This is a genomic window from Cryobacterium sp. Hz9, from assembly GCF_004402825.1.
Classification (GTDB): Bacteria; Actinomycetota; Actinomycetes; order Actinomycetales; family Microbacteriaceae; genus Cryobacterium; species Cryobacterium gelidum.
In genome coordinates this window covers 107,112-128,939 of the sequence record NZ_SOFC01000021.1, presented here as the reverse complement: position 1 = coordinate 128,939, position 21,828 = coordinate 107,112, and the positions used below count along the sequence as shown (strand labels likewise).

Below are 21,828 nucleotides of genomic sequence, written 5' to 3'. Positions count from 1 at the left end.
CGCCGGGCGAGTCAGCGGTGCGGGTTAGGCTTGATTTACCCCCGCACGAGACCCAAGGAGAGCGCTTTGGCCGCACGACCCGCCACGACCGGTTCCCGGGCCGGTAAGGCTTCCCCCGCCCGCACGGCCAAGGGCACCGTTATTCCCCAGCTTGGCTGGCATCAGGTGCGCCCGGCGCCGATCGTGCTCGTCTCCGGCACCGAAACGTTCCTCGCCGAACGCGCCATTCGTCAGCTGCGCGATTTTCTCAAGCTCGAAGATCCCAGCCTCGAAATCAGCGACGTGCAGGCCGACAGCTATGCGCCCGGTGAACTGCTCACCCTCGCGAGCCCCTCCCTGTTCGGCGAGCCCCGCCTGATTCGCGTCAGCAACGTCGAGAAATGCAGCGATACCTTTCTGGCCGAGGCGCTCGATTACCTCGAAAACCCGGCCGAGGACACCTACGTCGTGCTGCGGCACGGCGGGGGGGTGCGCGGCAAGAAACTACTCGACACGATCCGCAGCGGACTCGGCGGCGGCATCGAAATCGTCTGCACCGAACTCAAAAAAGACACCGAGAAGTACGAATTTGCCGCCAACGAGTTCAAGGTGGCCGGCAAACGCGTCACGGCGAGTGCCCTGCGTCAGCTCGTCGCCGCGTTCTCCGACGACCTCGCCGAACTCTCCGCCGCCTGCCAACAACTCATCGCGGATGCAACGAGCGAGGTCACCGAGACCACGGTCGACCGCTACTACGGCGGCCGGGTCGAGACCAACGCGTTCAAGGTCGCCGATTGGGCCATCGCCGGCCGCAACGGCGAGGCGCTCATCACCCTCCGGCACGCGCTCACCTCCGGCGCCGACCCGGTGCCGATCGTCGCGGCCTTCGCGATGAAGATTCGCACCATGGCGAAGGTATTCGGGGCCCGCGGTGGCTCCGCCCAGCTCGGCGCCCAATTCGGACTGGCCCCCTGGCAGGTTGAACGCGCGCAAAAAGACCTCCGCGGCTGGAGCGACGAAGGTCTCGCCCGCTGCATCCTGGTGCTCGCCGAAACGGATGCGGCGGTGAAGGGTGCCGGCCGCGACCCGGTCTTCGCGCTTGAGCGCCTGATCGGCGTCATCGCCCGCCGCGGCGAAGAGTAGCGCGTTCCGGAAGGTCCAGTAGCGCGTTCCAGAAGGTCAGAGAGAGCCGGCCGCCGTGACCTGATGGTGGATCGGTTCAGGGCGAGCCATGCGCGGCTATGAACTCGGGTTACCGCCAAACAAGAAAACCCCCGCCGGGAGGGCGAGGGTTTCTGTGCAACGAGGGAGCAGCATCCGCGCTCTCGAGCCGATGCGATCACACCCGTCGGGTGCAGCGAGTGTCGATCAGACGAGGGCGGAAACGGCCTTCGCGATGGCCGACTTCTTGTTCGCAGCCTGGTTCTGGTGGATGACACCCTTGCTGACGGCCTTGTCGAGCTTCTTGGACGCAAAGGCGAGACCGACGACGGCCTTGTCCTTGTCGCCAGCGGCAATTGCGGTACGAGTCGCGCGGATTGCGGACTTGAACTCGCTCTTGACAGCCTTGTTGCGCTCCTGGGCCTTCTTGTTGGTGCCAATTCGCTTGATCTGCGACTTGATATTTGCCACGTTTTTTACGCTTTCGTTAGATTCTGGTACGGACAGCCGCTCAGCGGTAGAGGGCGCTTCTGCGGCGAAAATCGTGCGGGGTGGGACCCGACACGCAAGCCAACCACTAACGCTACCAGCAAGTGCCTTCATCCCGAAACCGGCCCCGCCCGGGTCGCGGATGCCCAGAGGCCGATAGTCGCAGGCTTCCGACCCGAAAATGGACACCGCATCGGATGCTGTGGTCAGGCGGCGGACACCTGGCCGGCGACCCGCAACAGAATCGTCGTGAAGCGCTCCGGCTGGGCCAGGCTTGACAGGTGCGTCGCACCCGGAACCACGACGACCTCCCCGTTGCGGCATGCGGCCAGAAAACGCCTCTCGTTCAGCCGAAAGTGATCGAGGGCGCCGTTGACCAACCAGATCGGCCCCGGGTACGCCGCGAGGCTGGCCAGGGGGGTCAGCGTGGAGGTCGCGCGCAATCCGGCATCCATCACGTCGAGCGCGGCGCCGCCCGCGAGTACGTCGCGCGCCCCGGCGGGCGGCAGTAATCGGCGGGCCATGGTTTCGTGCAGCCACAAGCCGCGATCGGGCAGTCGGTGAATCATCCGGGCAAGCACGCGGTACCCCTCGAGCAGCACACCCTTCGGTACTGCGCTGCAGCCAGCGGCGACGAGTCCGGCCACCCGATCGGGGTGCTGGGCGGCATACGCCATCGCGTAGTAACCGCCGAGCGAGAGTCCCACGAGCAGAACTCGACCACCGAGGTGCGCGACCCCGTCATCGATGGCGGCGAGCGCCGCCGGTACCGTGAACGACTCGCCCATCCGTTTCCCGTGGCCCGGCAGATCAATTGCGAGCACCGGGTACCCGGCGGCACGCAGCGTCTGCTCTTGATGACGCCACATCGTCGCCGAAGCCCGAATCCCGTGCACGAGCAGAACCGGCACACGCGCCTCGGGAATCTTCATGCCCGTGAGCCTAGCCAGCCGCCGCGCGAGGTGGCTGGACGCGCCCGTTGCGCAAGTCGCCGGGCATGGACGGCGCGGGACTACGGCGGGCTCAGCCGTCCTGCGATACCACCACGCACGCGTCCCCGAGCTTCCTGCGAGCCCGGCGCAGCTCTCGGAGACCGGTAACCGCACCGAGCATGGAATAATGGACGAACTATGTCACCGAGAGCCCTTCACGCGCTGGAACCGGCCGCCACGGCCCCCGAGTTCATCCGAAACTTTTGCATCATTGCCCACATCGACCACGGCAAGTCGACGCTCGCCGACCGGATGCTGCAGATCACCGGCGTCGTCGACGAACGTTCCATGCGCGCCCAGTACCTGGACCGCATGGACATCGAGCGTGAACGCGGCATCACCATCAAGAGCCAGGCCGTGCGTATGCCGTGGGAGATGGACGGCGTCACCTACGCGCTGAACATGATCGACACCCCCGGCCACGTCGACTTCACCTACGAGGTCTCCCGCAGCCTCGCCGCCTGCGAGGGCGCCATCCTGCTGGTCGACGCGGCCCAGGGCATCGAAGCCCAGACCCTCGCCAACCTCTACCTCGCCCTCGAAAACGATCTCACGATCATCCCGGTGCTCAATAAGATCGACCTGCCGGCCGCCGACCCCGACAAGTACGCCCGCGAACTCGCGAGCCTCATCGGTGGACGCCCCGAAGACGTGCTGCGCGTCTCCGGCAAGACCGGTGCCGGTGTGGAGGAACTGCTCAACCTCGCCACCACGATGATTCCCGCGCCGCAGGGCAACCCGGATGCCGCGGCCCGCGCCATGATCTTCGACTCGGTCTATGACAGCTACCGCGGCGTCGTCACCTACGTGCGCATGATCGATGGTCACCTCAAGGCCCACGAAAAAATCCAGATGATGTCGACCAGGGCAACCCATGAGATCCTCGAGATCGGCGTCATCTCGCCCGAACCGATCGAAAGCAAGGGGCTCAAGGTCGGCGAGGTCGGCTACCTGATCACCGGCGTGAAAGACGTGCGCCAGTCCAAGGTCGGCGATACCATCACGACCGCCCTGCGCCCGGCGACCGACGCGCTGCCCGGCTACAACGAACCGCAGCCCATGGTCTTCTCCGGGCTGTACCCCATCGACGGCAGCGACTACCCGGCGCTGCGCGAAGCGCTCGACAAACTCAAGCTGTCCGACGCCAGTCTCGGGTACGAGCCGGAGACCTCCGTCGCTCTCGGTTTCGGCTTTCGCTGTGGCTTTCTCGGCCTGCTCCACCTCGAGATCATCACCGAACGCCTCGAACGCGAGTTCAACATCGACCTCATCACGACCGCGCCGAGCGTGCCATACGAGGTCACCACCGACGACAAGCGCACCATCACGGTGACCAACCCGAGCGAGTACCCCACCGGTAAAATCGCCAAGGTCCTCGAACCCATGGTCAAGGCCGCCATCCTCGCGCCGAAAGACTACGTCGGCGTCATCATGGAGCTCTGCCAGAGCCGCCGCGGCACGCTGCTCGGCATGGAATACCTCGGCGAAGACCGCGTGGAGATTCGCTACACGATGCCGCTAGGCGAGATCGTGTTCGACTTCTTCGACATGCTCAAGGGCCGCACCGCCGGGTACGCCTCGCTCGACTACGAACCCTCCGGCGAGCAGGAGGCCGACCTGGTCAAGGTCGACATCTTGTTGCAGGGCGAACAGGTCGACGCGTTTTCTGCCATCGTGCACCGGGACAAGGCCTATGCCTACGGCGCTCTCATGACCGGGCGCCTGCGCAAACTGATTCCGCGCCAGCAGTTCGAGGTGCCCATTCAGGCCGCGATCGGCGCCCACATCATCGCCAGGGAGAGCATCTCGGCGATGCGTAAAGACGTGCTCGCCAAATGCTACGGCGGTGACATCTCGCGCAAGCGTAAGCTGCTCGAGAAGCAGAAAGAAGGTAAGAAGCGCATGAAGATGGTCGGCCGGGTCGAGGTGCCACAGGAGGCCTTCATCGCAGCGCTGTCGGGGGACATCGAGACGAAAGACAAGAAGTAAAGCGGATGCGCAGATCCACCTTCACCGACGCCGCCGTCAGCTATGCCGCCATCGGCGGCACGCTCGCTCCCGACCTGATGAGCTATCCGCCCAAGGGCTACCGGCCGATGGAACAGAGCGTGAAGCTCGGCAGTTCCCACGAACGGTTTGAAGCCGCGACCAAATTGCTGATGACGTGGGGAATCCAGCGCGGCAGCGGCATGGAGGTGACCGATCTTGAAAACGGTACCGGCGTGCAGTACACCCCGGTCACCTTTCAATCCGACGGCACCCCGGCAGTCAAGCAGCAACATCCGGTCAACGAAGCCACCTTCGCTGACGACGGCACGCCGTATATCGCCAACGGCATGACAGCGACGCTGAAAATGAAGGTCTGGCTGCTGCGCGTGACCGCGCCGGTACGCGTCGTCTACGTGATCGACGAGGTCGCCCGCATCGGATTCGCCTACGGCACCATGGCCGGCCACCCGGAAAGCGGCGAAGAATCCTTCATCGTCGAACACCGCGAGGATGACTCGGTCTGGCTGACGATTCGCTCGTTCTCACGGGCCAGCACCTGGTATTACCGCTTGGCCTGGCCGGTACTGCGCTTTCAGCAGGCCAAGTTCACCAGGCTGTACCTGCGGGCCCTGCACCCCGTTGGTGCCATCAACTAGCGGCGCGATCCGCCACTGATCAACAATTTTTCAACGTACTGGAGCATTTCCCATGGCCGGACCCCACCCCGTCGGCGACCCAGCACCCGACGACGGCCTCCTGCCGGCCTCAGCGGCCGTTGACGCTGGCGAACGCGATTTCGGCGTCTACCTGCACGTCCCGTTCTGTCGGGTGCGTTGCGGTTACTGCGACTTCAACACCTATACCGCAACCGAGCTGCGCGGCGTCAAACAGAGCGATTACGCCAGCCAGGCCGTGCTCGAGGTCGAGGCGGCCGCGCGCATCCTCACCGCGTCGGGCGTGCCCGATCGCCCTGTGTCGACGGTGTTCTTCGGGGGCGGCACTCCGACGCTGCTGCCGGTCACCGACCTGACCCGCATGCTCGGGGCCGTGCGAGAGCAGTGGGGCTTGCAAGACGGCGCCGAGGTGACCACCGAGGCGAATCCCGACTCGGTCGACGCCGCCTACCTCGGTGCCCTCGCGGCGGGAGGATTCACCCGGGTGTCGTTCGGCATGCAGTCCGCGGTGCCGCACGTGCTCGCGACGCTCGAACGCACCCACGATCCCGAGCGGGTACCGCTCGTCGTGGAGTGGGCCCGCGCCGCCGGGCTCGACGTGAGCCTCGACCTCATCTACGGGACGCCGGGGGAGTCCCTCGCAAACTGGCACACGAGCCTCGAGCAGGCCCTCAGCCTGCACCCCGACCACCTGAGTGCGTATTCGCTCATCGTCGAAGACGGCACCAAGCTGGCCCGGCAGATTCGCCGCGGCGAGATCGCGCCGACCGACGACGATCAGCAGGCCGATTTCTACGAGCTGGCCGACGAACTCCTCGCCGCCGCCGGGTACCACTGGTACGAGGTCAGCAACTGGGCCGCGAGTGACGCGCACCGTTCGCGACACAACCTCGCCTACTGGACCGGCCAGGATTGGTGGGGCGTCGGCCCCGGCGCACACAGCCATGTCGGCGGCGTGCGGTGGTGGAACGTCAAGCATCCGGCCGCGTACGCCGAACGGATGCTCGGCGGCCTGTCGCCGGCGGCCGGCCGTGAGACGCTCGACGCGCCGACCCTCGAACTCGAGCGTATTCTGCTGCAGAGCCGCATCCGCACCGGCATACCGGTGGCGTCACTGTCGCCGGCGGGCCGCATCGAGGTTGCCGGGCTCATCGCCGACGAGCTCATCAATGCGAAAGCCGCCCTCGCCGGATCCATCGAACTGACCCTGCGCGGACGGCTGCTGGCCGACGCCGTGGTGCGGCGCCTGAGTGACTAGTGCTCGGGCGACCGGTGCTCAGCTGACGAACTTGATCGTCAGCGGGTAGCTGTAGCCCTGGCCACGGTTGGCGGCCAGGGCCGCCAGAATCATGAATACGAGAGCGATGATGGCCAACGGTAGGTACAGAATGCCACCGAAGCCGATCGTGACGATAGTGATGGGAACCAGAACGGCCGCGTAGATGTAGAGCGAGATTTGAAAGTTCAGCGCGGTCGCGGTGTGCGCGCGAATGAACGGGCCACGGTCACGCAGCACGAGGTAGCCGATCAACGCCGGCAGAAAGCTGAAGATGATGCCGCCGACGTGGATCAGTGTCGCCCACAATTTCTCGTCGGCGGGGCTCATCGGGGTGGCGGACGTTGACTGGTACGGGTTCTGCTCAGACATGGGGGCCTCCTGGTGTACGGCCGGTCACTGGCACGGCAGTGCCAGTGACCTCCAGACTAATCGTCCCGGGTTGCAGTGACCTGCGTGCTGGCTACTTGATCAGACGAAGGGCGAACGGGTACCGATAGTTCTGCCCATCCTTGGCCTTCAGGAAGCCCATGATCGAAAAGATCACACCCGCCACCCAGAGCAGCCAGGACAGACTGACCAACATCCCGCCGATTCCGAAAGTAACGATCGCGAGAATAAGCGAGATCACATTGATCGCCACATAACCGATCAGCAAGGTGATCTGAAAATTGAGCGCCTCTTTTGCTTCGGTGTTGGTGAAGCGCCCGCGATCCTTGAACACCAGCCAAATGATCAGGGACGGCAGAAAGCTCAAAATACCGCCGAGGTGCGCCAGGGAGGCCCACTGTCGGTCATCGGCCTCCGAGAGGGGGGCCGCGACCACCGGGTTGGCGTACGGGCTGCCGGCGGGTTGCCCCGTCCCTGGCTGTTGGCCGTTCGCCGGCTGGCCGACATTCGGCTCACGGTAGTTCGGCTCACCGGGTGCTTGCGCCTGTGGATCGGTCATAATCATGCCTTTCGCTCAAAATGGTGGAGCGTATAGCGACAATTAAACGCTTGCATCGCGATACTGGCAATGGGCGTTCACAGTCGGCCGCGATAGTATTGGCAGTCAGCGGATGCGAGTGCCAACGACGCACCGGCAAACCTGCGTTCGAGCGTGCCCACCGGCGCGCCAGGGGAGCGGCATCCGCTCGACCATAGCTGTACCGGAGAATCAGGAAGGCGGCGCAATGGTTTCCGACCGTGGCCTCGATGTGTTGCGCGTCATCGTGCAGGACTACGTCGCCTCTCGCGAACCCGTCGGCTCCAAATCCATCGTCGACCGGCACTCCTTCGGCGTCTCCGCCGCCACTATTCGCAACGACATGGCCCTGCTCGAAGAGGAAGAGCTGATTGCGGCGCCGCACACCTCGTCTGGGCGCATTCCCACCGACAAGGGATACCGCGTTTTCGTCGATCACCTCGCCGACCTGCGCCCGCTCACTCCCGCCCAGCGTCAGGCGATCGAAACTTTTCTCGGCCATTCCGCCGATCTCGACGAGGTGCTCGTGCGCAGCGTGCGACTGCTTTCGCAGCTCACCCATCAGGTCGCGCTCGTGCAGTACCCGTCGCTGTCGCGCGCCAAGGTGCGCCACATCGAGTTCGTGCCGCTGACCGAGACACGCATTCTGTCGGTGCTGATCACCGACTCCGGCGGGGTGGAACAGCGGGTGATCGACCTGCCCCGTGCGCTCGATGAGCAGACGCTCGGCGAGGTGCGCGCCCGCCTCAATGTGGCGGTTGTGGGGCTCGGCATGGCCGAGGCATCCGTGGCCCTCGCCGCAATCGTCTGGCCGGGCTCGCCCGCGCTGCAGCCGATTGTCGACCTGGTCATGAGTACCCTCGCCGAACAGGTCGGCGCCAACCGCCAGGACAAACTCGTCATGGCCGGAGCTGCGAACCTGGTGCGCACGGAAGAGGATTTCTCGGGCAGCATCTACCCGGTACTCGAAGCCATCGAAGAGCAGGTAGTACTGCTGCGCCTGTTCGGCGAGATGGAAACCGACCAGCACGGCGTCTCGGTGAGCATCGGCCGCGAGAACGCGGCGTTTGGACTGCCCGAGGCGAGCGTGCTGACCAGCGGATACACCGCCAACGGCAACCTGGCCCGGCTCGGCGTGCTCGGACCAACCCGCATGGACTATTCCAACAACATGGCGGCCGTGCGCGCCGTCGCCCGCTACCTCTCCCGCCTGCTGGGCGAGACCTAAACCTGTTGCCGCTTCTCCCGCCTGCTGGGCGAGACCTAAACCTGTTGCCGCCTCCGCGGTAGAGACCTCATCATCAGATCAATCATCAGAACCAGAATCATCAAAAACTCAAGGAGAGCCACCTTTGGCTGACCACTACGAAGCGCTCGGCGTTGGCCGCGACGCGACCACCGACGAAATCAAGAAGGCATACCGCCGCCTGGCTCGCGAACTGCACCCCGATGTGAACCCCGGCGCCGAAGCGTCGGAACGGTTCAAGAGCATCACCCACGCCTACGACGTGCTGAGCGACGCCAAACAGCGCCAGAAGTACGACCAGGGTGGCCAGAACGGCGGCTTCTCCGAGCAGAACTTCGGCAATTTCGGTGACATCTTCGAAACGTTCTTCGGTGGCGGTGGAGGTAGCACCCGCGGCCCGCGCTCACGCCGCGAACGCGGCCAGGACGCACTGCTCCGGGTGGAGCTCGACCTCGACGAGGTCATCTTCGGCACGCACCGCGACCTTGAGGTCGACACCGCGATCGTCTGCGACACCTGCAAGGGCTCCTGCTGTGCACCCGGCACCTCGCCGGTCACCTGTGATATCTGCCACGGCACCGGGAGCATCCAGCGCGCCGTGCGCTCGCTGCTCGGCAACGTCATGACGTCGAGCCCGTGCGGTTCCTGCCGCGGCTTCGGCACCATCATCGCGACGCCGTGCATGACCTGCTCTGGCCAGGGCCGCGTGCGCGCCCGCCGCACGGTTCCGGTCGACATTCCCGCCGGCGTAGACACCGGCCTGCGGCTGCAGATGCCCGGCAGCGGCGAGGCGGGCCCGGCCGCCGGCCCCAACGGCGACCTGTACCTCGAGATGAAGGTGCGCCACCACGACGTGTTCAGCCGCGACGGCGACGACCTGATGTGCTCCCTCGACGTGCCCATGACCAGCGCTATCCTCGGCACGAGCGTCACCGTGAAGGCCCTCGACGGCGACATCGAAGTGGAGATCCGCCCCGGCGCGCAAAGTTCCGAGGTCCTCACGATCAGGGACCGCGGCATCACCAAGCTGCGCGGCAGCGGTCGTGGCGACCTCAAGATCGGCATTCACGTGGTCACTCCGAGCAAACTCGACCATAAGGAACGCGACCTGATCGAACAGTTCGCCGCCCGCTATACGACCGCCGCGCCCACCCTGAGCCAGTACCAGCAGGGACTGTTCGCCAAACTGCGCGACCGGTTCCTCGGCTAACGTGGCCCATTTCTACCTGCAGGAAACGCTCCGGACGGCCGAGTGTCGTCCGGGGCAGGTCGTGGTCGTTGACGGTGCCGAGGCGCGCCACGCGGTCACGGTCAGCCGGGTTCGTCCCGGGGACCGGCTCCGCCTGGGAAATGGGGCCGGGCTGCTCCTGGAAGGTACGGTGCTGTCGGCAGAGGCCGCGGTGTTGACCGTGCGCGTCGATGACGCGAGCGAGGCGGCGGCGGCAACGCCGCGCATCCGCCTGGTGCAGGCCCTCGCCAAGGGTGACCGTGACGAGCTGGCCATTCAGGCCGCCACCGAACTCGGCGTTGACGGCGTCATCCCCTGGACTGCCGCGCGCTCCATCACCCGGTGGGAGGGCCCCAAGATCGCCAAGGGTCACGAACGCTGGAGCAGCATCGTGCGTGAGGCCAGCAAGCAGTCGATTCGGGCCTGGCTGCCCGACGTCGCCCCTCTCGCCAGCACGAAGCAACTGGCCGTGCTGGCCGCCGCCACCCGGATGCTGCTGCTCGACCCGACCGCGACCGGTCGCCTCACCGAGGTGGCCGCGCCCACCGACGACCGCGACATTCTGCTCGTCGTCGGCCCAGAGGGTGGAATCTCCCCGGCCGAACTGTTGCTGCTCGAGCGCGCCGGCGCGAGATCAGTGCGCCTCGGCGACACCGTGCTGCGCACGTCGACCGCCGGACCGGCCGCCCTCGCAATTCTCAATGCGACCCTGGGCCGTTGGTAGTGCGTGCCGCTGGTAGCGCCGCTTAAGATAGAGGCATGTCTTCAACCAGCGGCCAGCCGACCATTTTCAGCCGCATCATCGCGCGGGAAATTCCGGCGACGATCGTGGCTGAGACCGAACACATCATCGCGTTTCTGGACATCGCCCCCAAAGCGCCGGTGCACGTGGTCGTGACCACCAAAGACCCGCAGTTTCAGAACGTCGTAGAGCTCGCTGCGGGCAACCCGGCCCTCCTGGCCGAACTCGTGGCGGTAGCCGAGCGCATCGCCGTCGAACGAACCAACGGGCAGTTCCGCCTCGTCTTCAACACCGGTGCGGCCGCCGGCCAGACCGTGTTCCACGTGCACGCCCACGTACTGGGCAGCCAGGAACCTTCCGACTCGATGGGGGAGGACTCGCTTGGCGCCCTCTAAAGCCGGCAACGCTCAACCCGGCAACGCTCAACCCGGCAACGCTCAACCCGGCAACGCTGGACCCAGCACCAACACCGAGCTGCGCTTCACCGTCGACGGCGTCGCCATGGTGCGCCTGCTCGGCCCCGATGACCGCTACCTCAGCACCATCGAGGGTGCCTACCCGAACGTCGACGTGCACGTGCGCGGCAACGATGTCAGCCTCGGCGGCAGCGCCGACGATGTGGAGGCCGTGCGCCGCTTGATCGAGGAGTTGCAGCTAGCCCTGCGCACCGGCCATGACCTCGGTGAGACCGAGGTCGCAACGGCGGCACGGATGCTCGCCGCTGACAGCTCCGTGAGTCCCTCCGCCCAGCTCGGCGCCCCCATCCTGACCGCCCGTGGCAAGAGCATCCGAGCGAAATCGATCGGCCAGAAAGACTACGTCGATGCGATCGACGTGAACACGATCGTGTTCGGGATCGGACCGGCCGGGACCGGCAAGACTTACCTGGCCATGGCGAAGGCGGTGCGCGCCCTGCAGAACAAAGAGGTCGAGCGCATCATCCTGACCCGCCCGGCCGTCGAGGCCGGCGAGCGGCTCGGTTTTCTGCCCGGAACGCTCACCGACAAGATCGACCCTTACCTACGACCGCTCTACGACGCGCTCGGTGAGATGCTCGACCCCGAATTGATCCCGAAGCTGCTCGCCGCTGGCACGATCGAGGTGGCCCCGCTCGCCTACATGCGCGGACGCACCCTCAACGCGAGCTTCGTCGTGCTCGACGAAGCGCAGAACACCACGCCGGAACAGATGAAGATGTTCCTGACCCGTCTCGGGTTCGGTTCGAAGATGGTCATCACCGGCGACGTCACCCAAGTCGACCTGCCAGCCGGTTCGAGCGGCCTCAAACTGGTCACCCGCGTGCTCGACGGGATCGACGACATTCACTTTGCCTATCTGACCAGTGCCGACGTGGTGCGGCACTCGCTCGTTGCCCGCATCGTCGACGCCTACACCGAGTACGACGCGCAGAAGCAGGCCCTTCGACAGGAGAGTGCCGAAGCCCGTGAATTTGCCACCCGTGGCCCCCAACGCACCGGCAATGCGCCCGGCCGCAACCCGAAACGGAGTTCCAGTTGAGCATCGAAATCAACAACGAGTCGGCCATCCCGGTCGATGAGGCCGCCATTCTGCGCCTGGCCGCTTTCGCGCTCGACACCATGCACGTGCACGCCGACGCCGAGCTCGCCATCGTTCTCGTCGACGAGGGCGCTATGGAGCAGCTGCACGTGCAGTGGATGGATGAGCCCGGCCCCACCGACGTGCTGAGCTTTCCGATGGATGAACTGCGCCCCGGCACCGAGGAGCAGGAGACCCCGCCCGGCCTGCTCGGCGATATCGTGCTGTGCCCACAGGTCGCCAAGGAGCAGGCTGAAACCGCCGGCCACAGCACCCTCGATGAGCTGCTGCTCCTGACCACCCACGGCGTGCTGCACCTGCTCGGTTTCGACCACGCTGAGCCGGACGAAGAAAAAGAAATGTTCGGCATCCAGCGCGATATTCTCATCGGCTTCACCATGCAGGAACGACAACGCCACTGATGCTCAGCGTAGGGTTTATTTATGCGGCCGTGATTCTGGTCGTTTTCGCCGGGCTGATGGCCGCCGTCGACGCGGCGATCACCACTCAGTCCCGCGCCGACATCGCGAGTCTGGCCGGGAGTCATCGGGCTAAACGGTCCCTGCAGGCCATCGCCGACGATACCGGCGCACACCTGAACGCGATCAACTTCATCCGAATCACCGCCGAGACCACGGCCGCCGTGCTGGTGACCCTGGTCTTCGCAACCACGATCGACGCTCCCTGGCTGGCCCTTCTGCTCTCGGCACTCATCATGACCTCGGTCTCGTTTGTGCTGGTCGGCGCAAGCCCCCGCAGCGTCGGCCGTGCCCACCCGGTCAACTTGTTGACAGCGACCGCCCTGCTCGTGCACTTCGTGCGCGTATTGCTCGGCCCGATCGCGAACGCCCTCGTTGCCCTCGGCAACCGGGTCACTCCCGGCCGCACCAAACTCGCCACCTTCACCTCCGAAGACCAGCTACTGAGCATGGTGGACGAGGCTACAGAGCTGGACGTGATCGAAGAAGACGACCGCGAACTCATCCACTCCATCTTCGAGTTCAGCGAAACGGTGGTGCGCGAGGTGATGATTCCCCGCACCGACATGATCACCATCGACGCCGACGCGAGCATCGACGCGGCCATGGGATTGTTCCTGCGCAGTGGCACCTCCCGCGTTCCGGTGCTGGACGGTGAGGTCGACGACGTCGCCGGCATTCTGTACCTGCGCGACGTGGCCCGGCTGGTCTTCGAACGGCCGATCAACGCCCTCCAACTCACCGTGGCCGATCTGGCCCGACCGGCCGTTTTCGTGCCCGAGTCGAAAAAAGCCGACGCCATGCTGCGGCAAATGCAACTCGAGTCCAACCACCTCGCCATGGTCGTCGACGAGTACGGCGGCATCGCCGGACTGGTCACCCTCGAAGACCTGATCGAGGAGCTCGTCGGCGACATCTCCGACGAATACGACCGCGACGTGGTCGAATTCGAAGACCTCGGTGACGGGCATTTTCGGGTGAGTGCCCGACTGCCGGTCGACGAACTGGGCGAGTTGTTCAACCTGGAACTCGACGACGATGATGTCGACTCGGTGGGCGGCCTATTGGCTAAAGCCCTCGGTCGACTGCCCGTCGCTGGGTCGGTCGCCTCGGTGAGTGGATTGAACCTCACTGCCGAGCGCACCGAAGGCCGCCGCAAGCGCATCAGCACCGTGCTGGTGGAACGCGATGCGGCTTTGATCGATGCGCAGATCGCATTCCTCGCGGTACCGAGCACTAACACAAGCACAGCGTCAGATGATGAAGGAGAACGGTCATGACCGCAGCACCAGAGGCGCACCCCGCCGAGTACCGAGCGGGCTTCGTCTCGTTCGTCGGGCGCCCCAACGTGGGCAAGTCCACCCTCACGAACGCCCTGGTCGGCGAGAAAGTTGCGATCACCTCGTCGAAACCGCAGACCACCCGCCGCGCCATTCGCGGCATCGTGCACCAGACAAACGGCCAGCTCATTTTGGTCGATACTCCTGGCATCCACCGCCCGCGCACCCTCCTCGGTGAGCGTCTCAACAGCCTGGTCACCGCGACCCTCGCCGGCGTCGACGTGATCGGCCTGTGCATTCCGGCCAACGAACCGATCGGCCCGGGCGACAAGTTCATCAACGAGCAACTCGATGCGTTTCCCCGCGCCAAAAAGGTCGCCATCGTCACCAAGATTGATGCGTCCTCCAAAACCAACGTCGCCAACCAGCTCCTCGCCGTTTCGCAGTTGCGGGATTGGGAGGCGATCGTGCCGATCTCCTCGACCAGTCGCATCCAGCTGGATACCCTCGCGACCGAACTACTGCGCCTGCTGCCGCACGCGGACGCACCGCTCTACCCGGCCGACGCGGTCACCGATGAAACCCTCGAGTCGCGCATCTCGGAATTCATTCGGGAGGCCGCCCTCGAGGGAGTCACCGACGAACTACCGCACTCGATCGCGGTGACCATCGACGACATCATCGAACGCGACGATCAGGAACTGGTCGAGATCTACGCCAACCTGTTCGTAGAACGGGACAGCCAGAAGGGCATCATCATCGGCAAATCGGGCAGCCGCCTCAAGGATGTCGGCACCCGCGCCCGCAAGCAGATCGAACCCCTCGTTGGCAAGCGGGTGTTCCTATCGCTGCGGGTCAAGATCGCCAAGGAATGGCAGCGCGATCCGAAGCAGCTCGGCCGCCTCGGCTTCTAGCCCGGCGCTGAGAAGTCCGGCGGCCGCCCAGGGTAGAACGGAGGCGCAGCTGGGTGAGATCCGTACGCCGGCTGTCAGTAGGCTGCGATGAGGCAGTGACTTGACCCCGTCGCGGCCGGGCTGACGACGGCGTAGGGCACAGTATAACCGGAGGTCCCGGATGAAATCCCTGCTGCCCGACGTCAGCCCCCTCAGCTTCAGCCCGCTCGACGTCAGCCTCACGGCCGCACCGCTACTCGCTGCGCTGTACGGCATCACCGTTCTTGCGCTGCTTTTCGTGCTACTCAACCCGACCGGTGTGCGTCGCGCCGCCGTCACCGTCAGTGGGGCCCTGGTGGGCGCAGCCACCGGTTGGGTGCTGGCCTGGTTCATCAGTGACGTCTGGGATCCGTGGGGCGTGTCACTGTCGACCGGGACCCGGCTCTGGGCCGTCGCCCTGTTGGCCGGCGTCGCGATGGTGCTGCTGAATCTGCGCGGCCAGCCTCGATGGAGGCGAGGGATCGCCATCTGTGCCCTGCCGCTCTGCCTGCTGAGCGCTACGGCCGGGATCAACGCCGATATCGGAGAGTTTCCCACCGTGCGCGTTGCTCTCGGTCTGGACGCCTTCCAGCCACTCTCCCAGACGCTCGCCACTGCGCGGGGGGACGCGCACGCAGCGAGCACCGCTGGTACCACTGTCGCTTCAACCGGCACTGTCGGCACCGTCACCATCCCGGGAACGGTCTCGGGATTCGCCGCCCGTTCCGCCATGGTGTACCTGCCGCCAGCGGCAACGGGGACCAACCCGGCTGCGCTGCCGGTGGTCGTGATGCTCTCGGGCCAACCCGGTAGCCCGAGCGACGTGTTTACGGCCGGCGGTCTGGCGCATATTCTCGACCGGTACGCCAAGGCGCACTCCGGCCTGGCCCCCATCGTCGTGGTTCCCGACCAGCTCGGTTCTCCTAGTAGTAATCCAATGTGCGTGAATTCCGCACTCGGCCGGGTGGACACCTACCTCACCATCGATGTCCCGGCCTGGATCCGCGCGCACCTGCACGTGAAAGATCAGCCCAGTGCCTGGACCATCGCCGGTTTCTCCCAGGGCGGCACCTGTTCCATTCAACTTGGGGCCGCGCATCCGGAACTGTTCGGTACTATTCTGGACATCGCGGGAGAGCTTGCTCCTAAAAACGGAAGCGAGGCGCATACGGTGGCAGCCGGTTTCGACGGTGACGCCGCCGCTTACGCCGCGGCAGCACCGGCCGCTATCCTGGCCGCGCACGCGCCGTACACCGCGCTCGGCGCGATCTTCGTCGCCGGCGACGGTGACCCGCGCTTTCTGCCCGGGGTGCGCACGCTCGCGGACGCCGCCGCGGGCGCGGGCGTTGATACCCACCTGTTCGTTTCCCCCGGCACGGCCCACGACTGGCACACCGTTGACTACGCCTGGACCACAGCCCTGCCCATCATTGCAGCCCGCACCGATTTGCTTGCGCCCGACAGCGTGGGGATGACAGGGTGACCGGAACCAAAATCGAGAACGACTCCGGAAAGCGTGACCCCACCAGATCGCGCCCGATGCGGCGCGACGTGTTCGGTTCCCTTAGACGGTTTGCCGGCCAGCGGCCGTTCGCCGTCGCCTATGCCGTATCACTGCTCGGCGTGGCACTCGTCAGTGGGGTGATCACGGGGCCGTCGCGAGACATCCGTCTACTCCTCGGTACCGGCTACGAGTCGGTCATCGAAAGCGGTCACTGGTGGTCGCCGTTGACCTCGGTATTTTTCGTTGACAACGGCGCCGAACTGGTGCTGGCGCTGGCCGGCGCGGTGATTATATTGGGGTTCGCCGAACGGATGATGGGCACCCGCCGCACCGTGGTCGTTTTTCTGTCGACATCGATTCTGGGTGCGACGATCGGTCTCGGGGTGCAGTACCTCGGCGTGGCGGGCGGGGAGATGTGGTCACGGGGTGTGAGCGAGCTGTGGGCGGTTGACCCTTTTACCCCCATCTTGGGCAGCGCTATGGTGGCCAGTTATTTCGCCGGTCCACTCTGGCGTCGGCGCATGCGCGTGCTCGGGTTGTCGACCGTGCTCGTGCTCGTTCTATATTCCGGGCAGCCCTCCGACCTGTACCGACTGCTGGCCGTGACGGTTGGGCTCGGTATCGGTTGGCTGTTTCGCCCGGCAGTTCGTGTCGCGTCGTGGCGGCGCAGTTCCGACCACGAGACCCGCACCCTGCTGGCCGCCATCGTGGGCATGGTCGCGGTCGGCCCGGTCATCACCATCTACTCCGGAGCCCGGTTCGGTCTGCTCGCGCCGCTCGGCCTGCTGCTCATCCAGGACAGACCGACGGCGGGAGAGATCGTCGACCGGTGCCTGCTCGGTGACGTCACCCGTCAGTGCGTGCAGGAACTCAGCCTGGAACGCATCGGCGGAGCCGGTCCCGTGCTGGTCAGCCTGCTGCCGCTTCTCACCCTCGTCGTTGCCGCCTTCGGCCTCGCTCGCGGGCGGCGGTTTGCCGCGTGGCTGGCCATCAGCATCAATACCGGGCTGGCGCTCCTCGCCGCCTGGTACTACGGGTTGTTGCCCATCTCCGGGCAGCCCTATGTGTGGCAGTGGCAATCCGGCCGGTACTGGGAGGTCACGCTCATTCTCGTGGTTTCCGTGCTCGTCCCCCTTGCCGTGGCATTGGTCATCCTCGGTAACCTGCGGCGCTTTTCGATCGCCTCCCGATCCGGCCAGCGGCGGCGGTTCCTGTTGGTCACCGTCGGCAGCTTCGCCGCCCTCAGCATTTTCTATATCGGTGTCGGCTGGCTGCTCCGTGACAGTTTTCGACCCGCGGTGAGCCTCCTCGACCTGCTGGTGGATGTCCCCGAACGGTTCGTCCCTGTCGGCTTCCTGCGTCTGGAGCGGGTGTCCTTTCTTCCGATCGACCCCCTCGCTACGGCCCTATACCACGGTGTCGGCGCTGCGTTCTGGATCGTCGTCTTCGTCGGAGCTATCATCTGCCTGCGGAGCGCGTCCGTCGGACCGACCGGCGACGCCCCGGGGCGGCTGCGCGCCCTCCTCTCCGCCCACGGCGGCGGATCGCTCGGGTTCATGACCACCTGGAATGGAAACTCCCTGTGGTTCACAGCGAGCGGACGCACCGCGATCGCCTACCGCGTCGTGAACGGCATCGCCATCACCACGTCGGAACCGGTCGGACCACCTTCAGAGGCGTCCGACGCCGTCACTTCCTTCGCTCGCATGTGCGATGACCGTGGCTGGGTGGCGGTGTTCTACAGCCTGCACGAGAGCTGGCACCCCGTATTCGACAGTATGGGGTGGCAAACCATGCAGGTGGGGGAGGAAACGCTACTGCGCCCCAGCAGCTGGAGTACCACGGGGAAGAAGTGGCAGGACATCCGCTCATCGATCAATCGGGCCGACCGCGCCGGTGTGCGGGCGGTGTGGACCAGCTACCGGGAGTTGTCGCCAGCGGCGACGACCCAAATCGCGGAGATCTCGGAGCAGTGGGTCCAAGAGAAGGAACTCCCCGAACTAGGGTTCACCCTCGGCGGCCTCGACGAACTGCGGGACCCCGCCGTGCGCCTCATGCTCGCCGTTGACAGCGCAGACCGCGTGCACGCCGTGACCAGCTGGTTGCCCTCCTACCGGGACGGCACCATAGTCGGCTGGACCCTGGACTTCATGCGGCGTCGGCCAGACAGCATCAACGGTGTGATGGAGTTTCTGATCGCGCGAACTGCTGAGCTGATGCAGGAGAGCGCGCACATTGAGTTTCTCAGCTTGTCCGTCGCGCCGCTCGCCCAGTCCGCCGGGTCACGGCAGGGTGGAATTGCCGACCGCCTGCTGGACTATCTCGGCCGCAGCCTCGAACCGGTCTATGGATTTCGGTCGTTGCTGCTGTTCAAACGCAAATTCCAGCCCGAGTTTGCCCCGGTCTTCATGGCCTTCTCCGACCCGGTCGCTCTTCCGGAGATCGGACTAGCGCTGGCTCGGGCCTACCTGCCAAGCCTCTCGGTGCGCGACGTCGTGACCCTGATGCGCGGACATGGCCAGTGACATCCGCTGGCAAATGGACGGCTGCATCCGGTTATATCAGCGGTGCCAAACGGTGCTAGCCTGAAATCGTGTTGAAGGCTGCGCTCCTCCTTAGCTGCCGCGACGAGTCCTAATCTGAAGGCCTCCCTCGTCGCGGAGTTCGTCGTTGGCTGTACGACACCCACGAGGAAACAGGACCATGAAGAATAATCAGACCGCATCCGCCCTTCCGATTCACCGCTACCGCCCGTACCACGAGCAGTTCTCCGTTGAACTGCCCGACCGCACCTGGCCGAGCAAACACATCACGGCTGCCCCGCGGTGGTGCGCGGTCGACCTGCGTGACGGTAACCAATCGCTGATCGACCCGATGAGCCCCGAGCGCAAGCGCATCATGTTCGATCTTCTGGTGCGCATGGGTTACAAGGAGATTGAGGTTGGGTTCCCCTCGGCGAGCCAGACCGACTTCGACTTCGTGCGCAGTCTCATCGACGAGAACGCCATCCCCGACGACGTCACCATCCAGGTGCTCACGCAGGCCCGCGAACACCTGATCAAGCGCACCTACGAGTCCATCACGGGCGCCAACCAGGCCATCGTGCACTTTTACAATTCCACGAGCATTTTGCAGCGGAATGTTGTGTTTCGTGAGCAGAAGCAGGGCATCATCGACCTGGCCCTGTTCGGAGCTCGCCTGTGCAAGCAGATGGAATCCACGATTCCCGGCACGACCATCTACTACGAGTACTCTCCAGAGAGCTTTACCGGCACGGAGCTTGACTTTGCCGTCGACATCACCAATCAGGTCGTCGAGATCCTCGAGCCCACCCCGGAACGCAAGGTCATCGTCAATCTGCCGGCCACCGTTGAGATGGCCACCCCCAACGTGTACGCCGACTCCATTGAGTGGATGAGCCGTCATCTGACCCAGCGCGAGAATATTCTCATCTCGTTGCACCCGCACAACGATCGCGGAACGGCCATCGCCGCCGCCGAGCTGGGCTACCTGGCGGGTGCTGACCGCATCGAAGGCTGCCTGTTCGGCAACGGTGAGCGTACAGGCAACGTCGACCTCGTCGCTCTCGGCGTCAACCTGTTCACGCAGGGAATCGACCCGCAAATCGACTTCAGCAACATCGACGAGATCAAGCGCACCGCCGAGTACTGCAATCAGTTGCCGGTGCCCGAACGCAATCCGTGGGCCGGTGACCTGGTCTTCACCGCGTTCAGCGGATCACACCAGGATGCCATCAAAAAGGGCTTCGAGGCCATGGCTGCCGACGCCGCCACGCAGGGCTGCACCGTCAACGACCTGGTCTGGGCCGTTCCCTACCTGCCGATCGATCCGAAGGACCTCGGCCGCAGCTACGAGGCCGTGATTCGGGTCAACTCGCAGTCCGGCAAGGGCGGCGTCGCCTACCTGCTCAAGACCGACCACTCCCTCGACCTGCCGCGCAAACTGCAGATTGAATTCTCCGGCGTCGTGCAGGCTAAAACAGATGCCGAAGGCGGTGAGGTGACGAGCGAGCAGATCTGGGACATCTTCAACGACGAATACCTGCCGGCCACGATCAAGAACCCGGACGCCAAGTGGGGCAGGTTTGAACTGCACTCCACTCGCACGTCGAGCGACCTGTCCGGAACGGTTGACCTCTCGGTTGAACTGCGCGACGGCGACGCCGTGGCGCAGGCCACGGGTTCCGGCAACGGCCCGATCAACGCGTTCCTCGGGGTGATGGCCGAGCGTGGCATCACGATCACCCTGTTCGACTACGTGGAGCATGCGCTCTCAGCTGGAGGCGATGCGCAGGCGGCCGCCTATGTCGAGCTCGACGTGAACGGCAAGCGCTACTGGGGTGTCGGCATCGACGCCGACATCTCCACCGCATCGCTCAAGTCGGTAGTCTCCGCGGTCAACCGTGGCATCCGTGCCGAGGTCGGCGACCTGGAGCTGGCCACCGTCTGAGGCCGCAGCATCCGTTCGCACACAGCGGCACACGAAAGCCCAGGCTCGTCCCTCCGAGTCTGGGCTTTCGTTGCACCATCCGGGTGCGGTCGGGGATGTGGTGTATCGAATGCGCGGTGATCAGGCCTGCACGGGGATCAGGCCAGCGCGGGGAGCTGCACCGTTCGATCGGTCGTGCGCGCCCCCAACAGGGCGCGGCAGTCGTCGATCGTGTGTTCGAGCAGCGTGTAGAGCCGGGCGTCCGGGTCGGCGATGCAGGCCTCTCCGACACCCTGTACCGCGACGCGAATGATCGTGTCGGCGGTGCGCGGTGTGAACTTGGTGCGCGACCAGGAATGCACGCTACCGATAAAGTCGCGGGCCCAGCGTTCGGCATCGGGCGCCTCATCGAGCGCGGCCCGAATGAGTGGGCGCACGCGCTCAGCCAATGCCGGATCCAGAACGGATGTGTTTCGTTCGCAGGTGAGAACCCCCACGGCGAGTGCGCGCTGGCGTTCCAGGCTCGCCACCGGGAGCGCTTCGCACCCGGCACGCAACGCAACGACGACCTCAACTCGCCGATCAGAGCCCGTCACGCCGATCACCGAGGGAATCAGCAGGGCGAGCCGCGACCTGGCGTCGTTGGAAGTGCAATCGTTGACCATGCGTGCGAGCGAGGCGAGCACCGGATGGGTGCAGGCGGGGTGGTCGCTCCAGGACTCGCCAGCGAGGTAGGAGGCGAATTCCATGAAGCAACCGCCGCTCTTTGGACTGCGATGTTTGCCACGTGACAGCACGGGCATAATGTCGGGCAAACTGCCCTGGACTGGTTTCATGAAAAACCTCCATACCACGGGGACTAAGTGCCCTTAAGTCTCCCCCCG

Annotated in this window: 20 protein-coding genes; 15 read left to right on the top strand and 5 right to left on the bottom strand. The window is 65.2% G+C overall.

From position 1 onward, the window contains the following. The first annotated feature begins 66 nt into the window (after positions 1–66). On the top strand, positions 67–1,122 hold the full coding sequence (holA, locus tag E3N85_RS10390; RefSeq protein WP_134462912.1) for a DNA polymerase III subunit delta: 1,056 nt from the start codon (positions 67–69) through the stop codon (positions 1,120–1,122). 225 nt (positions 1,123–1,347) lie between these two features. On the opposite strand, the gene rpsT is transcribed toward holA, so the two are convergent. Both rpsT and E3N85_RS10380 read right to left on the bottom strand, forming a co-directional pair. Beyond that, positions 1,348–1,611: a 30S ribosomal protein S20 gene (gene rpsT / locus E3N85_RS10385; protein ID WP_092339797.1), complete on the bottom strand. Its 264-nt coding sequence runs from the start codon at positions 1,609–1,611 to the stop codon at positions 1,348–1,350. Positions 1,612–1,835: 224 nt separating this feature from the next. Further along, positions 1,836–2,561: an alpha/beta fold hydrolase gene (locus E3N85_RS10380; RefSeq protein ID WP_134462910.1), complete on the bottom strand. Its 726-nt coding sequence runs from the start codon at positions 2,559–2,561 to the stop codon at positions 1,836–1,838. 198 nt (positions 2,562–2,759) lie between these two features. Here E3N85_RS10380 and lepA point away from each other — a divergent pair, with 198 nt between their 5' ends. Genes lepA through hemW form a run of 3 tightly spaced genes read left to right on the top strand, consistent with a single transcriptional unit; the run spans position 2,760 to position 6,542 of the window. Beyond that, on the top strand, positions 2,760–4,610 hold the full coding sequence (gene lepA / locus E3N85_RS10375; protein ID WP_134462908.1) for a translation elongation factor 4: 1,851 nt from the start codon (positions 2,760–2,762) through the stop codon (positions 4,608–4,610). A 5-nt stretch (positions 4,611–4,615) separates the two neighbouring features. Beyond that, on the top strand, positions 4,616–5,266 hold the full coding sequence (locus E3N85_RS10370; protein WP_134462906.1) for a DUF1990 family protein: 651 nt from the start codon (positions 4,616–4,618) through the stop codon (positions 5,264–5,266). Positions 5,267–5,318: 52 nt separating this feature from the next. Next, complete coding sequence (gene hemW / locus E3N85_RS10365) at positions 5,319–6,542, top strand: radical SAM family heme chaperone HemW (protein ID WP_134462904.1); 1,224 nt, start codon at positions 5,319–5,321, stop codon at positions 6,540–6,542. An 18-nt stretch (positions 6,543–6,560) separates the two neighbouring features. Here the strand turns inward: hemW and E3N85_RS10360 are convergent, their stop codons facing one another. Together E3N85_RS10360 and E3N85_RS10355 are read right to left on the bottom strand one after the other, a co-directional pair. Then, entirely contained in the window at positions 6,561–6,932 is a 372-nt protein-coding gene (locus E3N85_RS10360) for a DUF4870 domain-containing protein (protein WP_241978431.1), read from the bottom strand. Positions 6,933–7,023: 91 nt separating this feature from the next. Beyond that, positions 7,024–7,509, bottom strand: a complete 486-nt coding sequence (locus tag E3N85_RS10355; RefSeq protein ID WP_174722477.1) for a DUF4870 domain-containing protein — start codon at positions 7,507–7,509, stop codon at positions 7,024–7,026. Between the two features lie 226 nt (positions 7,510–7,735). Here E3N85_RS10355 and hrcA point away from each other — a divergent pair, with 226 nt between their 5' ends. From hrcA to leuA, 11 genes are all read left to right on the top strand, one after another. Then, a complete protein-coding gene (gene hrcA, locus E3N85_RS10350; protein WP_134462900.1) occupies positions 7,736–8,755 on the top strand; it encodes a heat-inducible transcriptional repressor HrcA in 1,020 nt (339 codons plus the stop codon). 124 nt (positions 8,756–8,879) lie between these two features. After that, entirely contained in the window at positions 8,880–9,983 is a 1,104-nt protein-coding gene (gene dnaJ / locus E3N85_RS10345; protein WP_134462898.1) for a molecular chaperone DnaJ, read from the top strand. Between the two features lies 1 nt (position 9,984). Next, entirely contained in the window at positions 9,985–10,725 is a 741-nt protein-coding gene (locus E3N85_RS10340; protein ID WP_134462896.1) for a 16S rRNA (uracil(1498)-N(3))-methyltransferase, read from the top strand. Between the two features lie 35 nt (positions 10,726–10,760). Beyond that, positions 10,761–11,138 (top strand): HIT domain-containing protein, encoded by a 378-nt coding sequence (locus tag E3N85_RS10335; RefSeq protein ID WP_134462894.1) that lies wholly within the window; start codon positions 10,761–10,763, stop codon positions 11,136–11,138. A gap of 106 nt (positions 11,139–11,244) precedes the next feature. After that, a complete protein-coding gene (locus E3N85_RS10330; RefSeq protein ID WP_134463160.1) occupies positions 11,245–12,261 on the top strand; it encodes a PhoH family protein in 1,017 nt (338 codons plus the stop codon). After that, complete coding sequence (ybeY, locus tag E3N85_RS10325) at positions 12,258–12,722, top strand: rRNA maturation RNase YbeY (RefSeq protein WP_134462892.1); 465 nt, start codon at positions 12,258–12,260, stop codon at positions 12,720–12,722. The genes E3N85_RS10330 and ybeY overlap by 4 nt, the downstream gene beginning before the upstream one ends. Continuing rightward, on the top strand, positions 12,722–14,059 hold the full coding sequence (locus E3N85_RS10320) for a hemolysin family protein (protein WP_134462890.1): 1,338 nt from the start codon (positions 12,722–12,724) through the stop codon (positions 14,057–14,059). Before ybeY ends, E3N85_RS10320 begins: the two co-directional genes overlap by 1 nt. Continuing rightward, positions 14,056–14,973, top strand: a complete 918-nt coding sequence (gene era, locus E3N85_RS10315) for a GTPase Era (protein ID WP_134462888.1) — start codon at positions 14,056–14,058, stop codon at positions 14,971–14,973. Before E3N85_RS10320 ends, era begins: the two co-directional genes overlap by 4 nt. Before the next feature lie 160 nt (positions 14,974–15,133). Beyond that, positions 15,134–16,474 (top strand): esterase family protein, encoded by a 1,341-nt coding sequence (locus E3N85_RS10310; protein ID WP_134462886.1) that lies wholly within the window; start codon positions 15,134–15,136, stop codon positions 16,472–16,474. After that, complete coding sequence (locus tag E3N85_RS10305) at positions 16,471–19,020, top strand: bifunctional lysylphosphatidylglycerol flippase/synthetase MprF (RefSeq protein ID WP_241978429.1); 2,550 nt, start codon at positions 16,471–16,473, stop codon at positions 19,018–19,020. Before E3N85_RS10310 ends, E3N85_RS10305 begins: the two co-directional genes overlap by 4 nt. Positions 19,021–19,198: 178 nt before the next feature. Next, positions 19,199–20,965: a 2-isopropylmalate synthase gene (gene leuA, locus E3N85_RS10300; protein WP_134462884.1), complete on the top strand. Its 1,767-nt coding sequence runs from the start codon at positions 19,199–19,201 to the stop codon at positions 20,963–20,965. A gap of 137 nt (positions 20,966–21,102) precedes the next feature. Here the strand turns inward: leuA and E3N85_RS10295 are convergent, their stop codons facing one another. Further along, complete coding sequence (locus E3N85_RS10295) at positions 21,103–21,780, bottom strand: hypothetical protein (RefSeq protein ID WP_198412099.1); 678 nt, start codon at positions 21,778–21,780, stop codon at positions 21,103–21,105. Between the last annotated feature and the right edge of the window lie 48 nt (positions 21,781–21,828).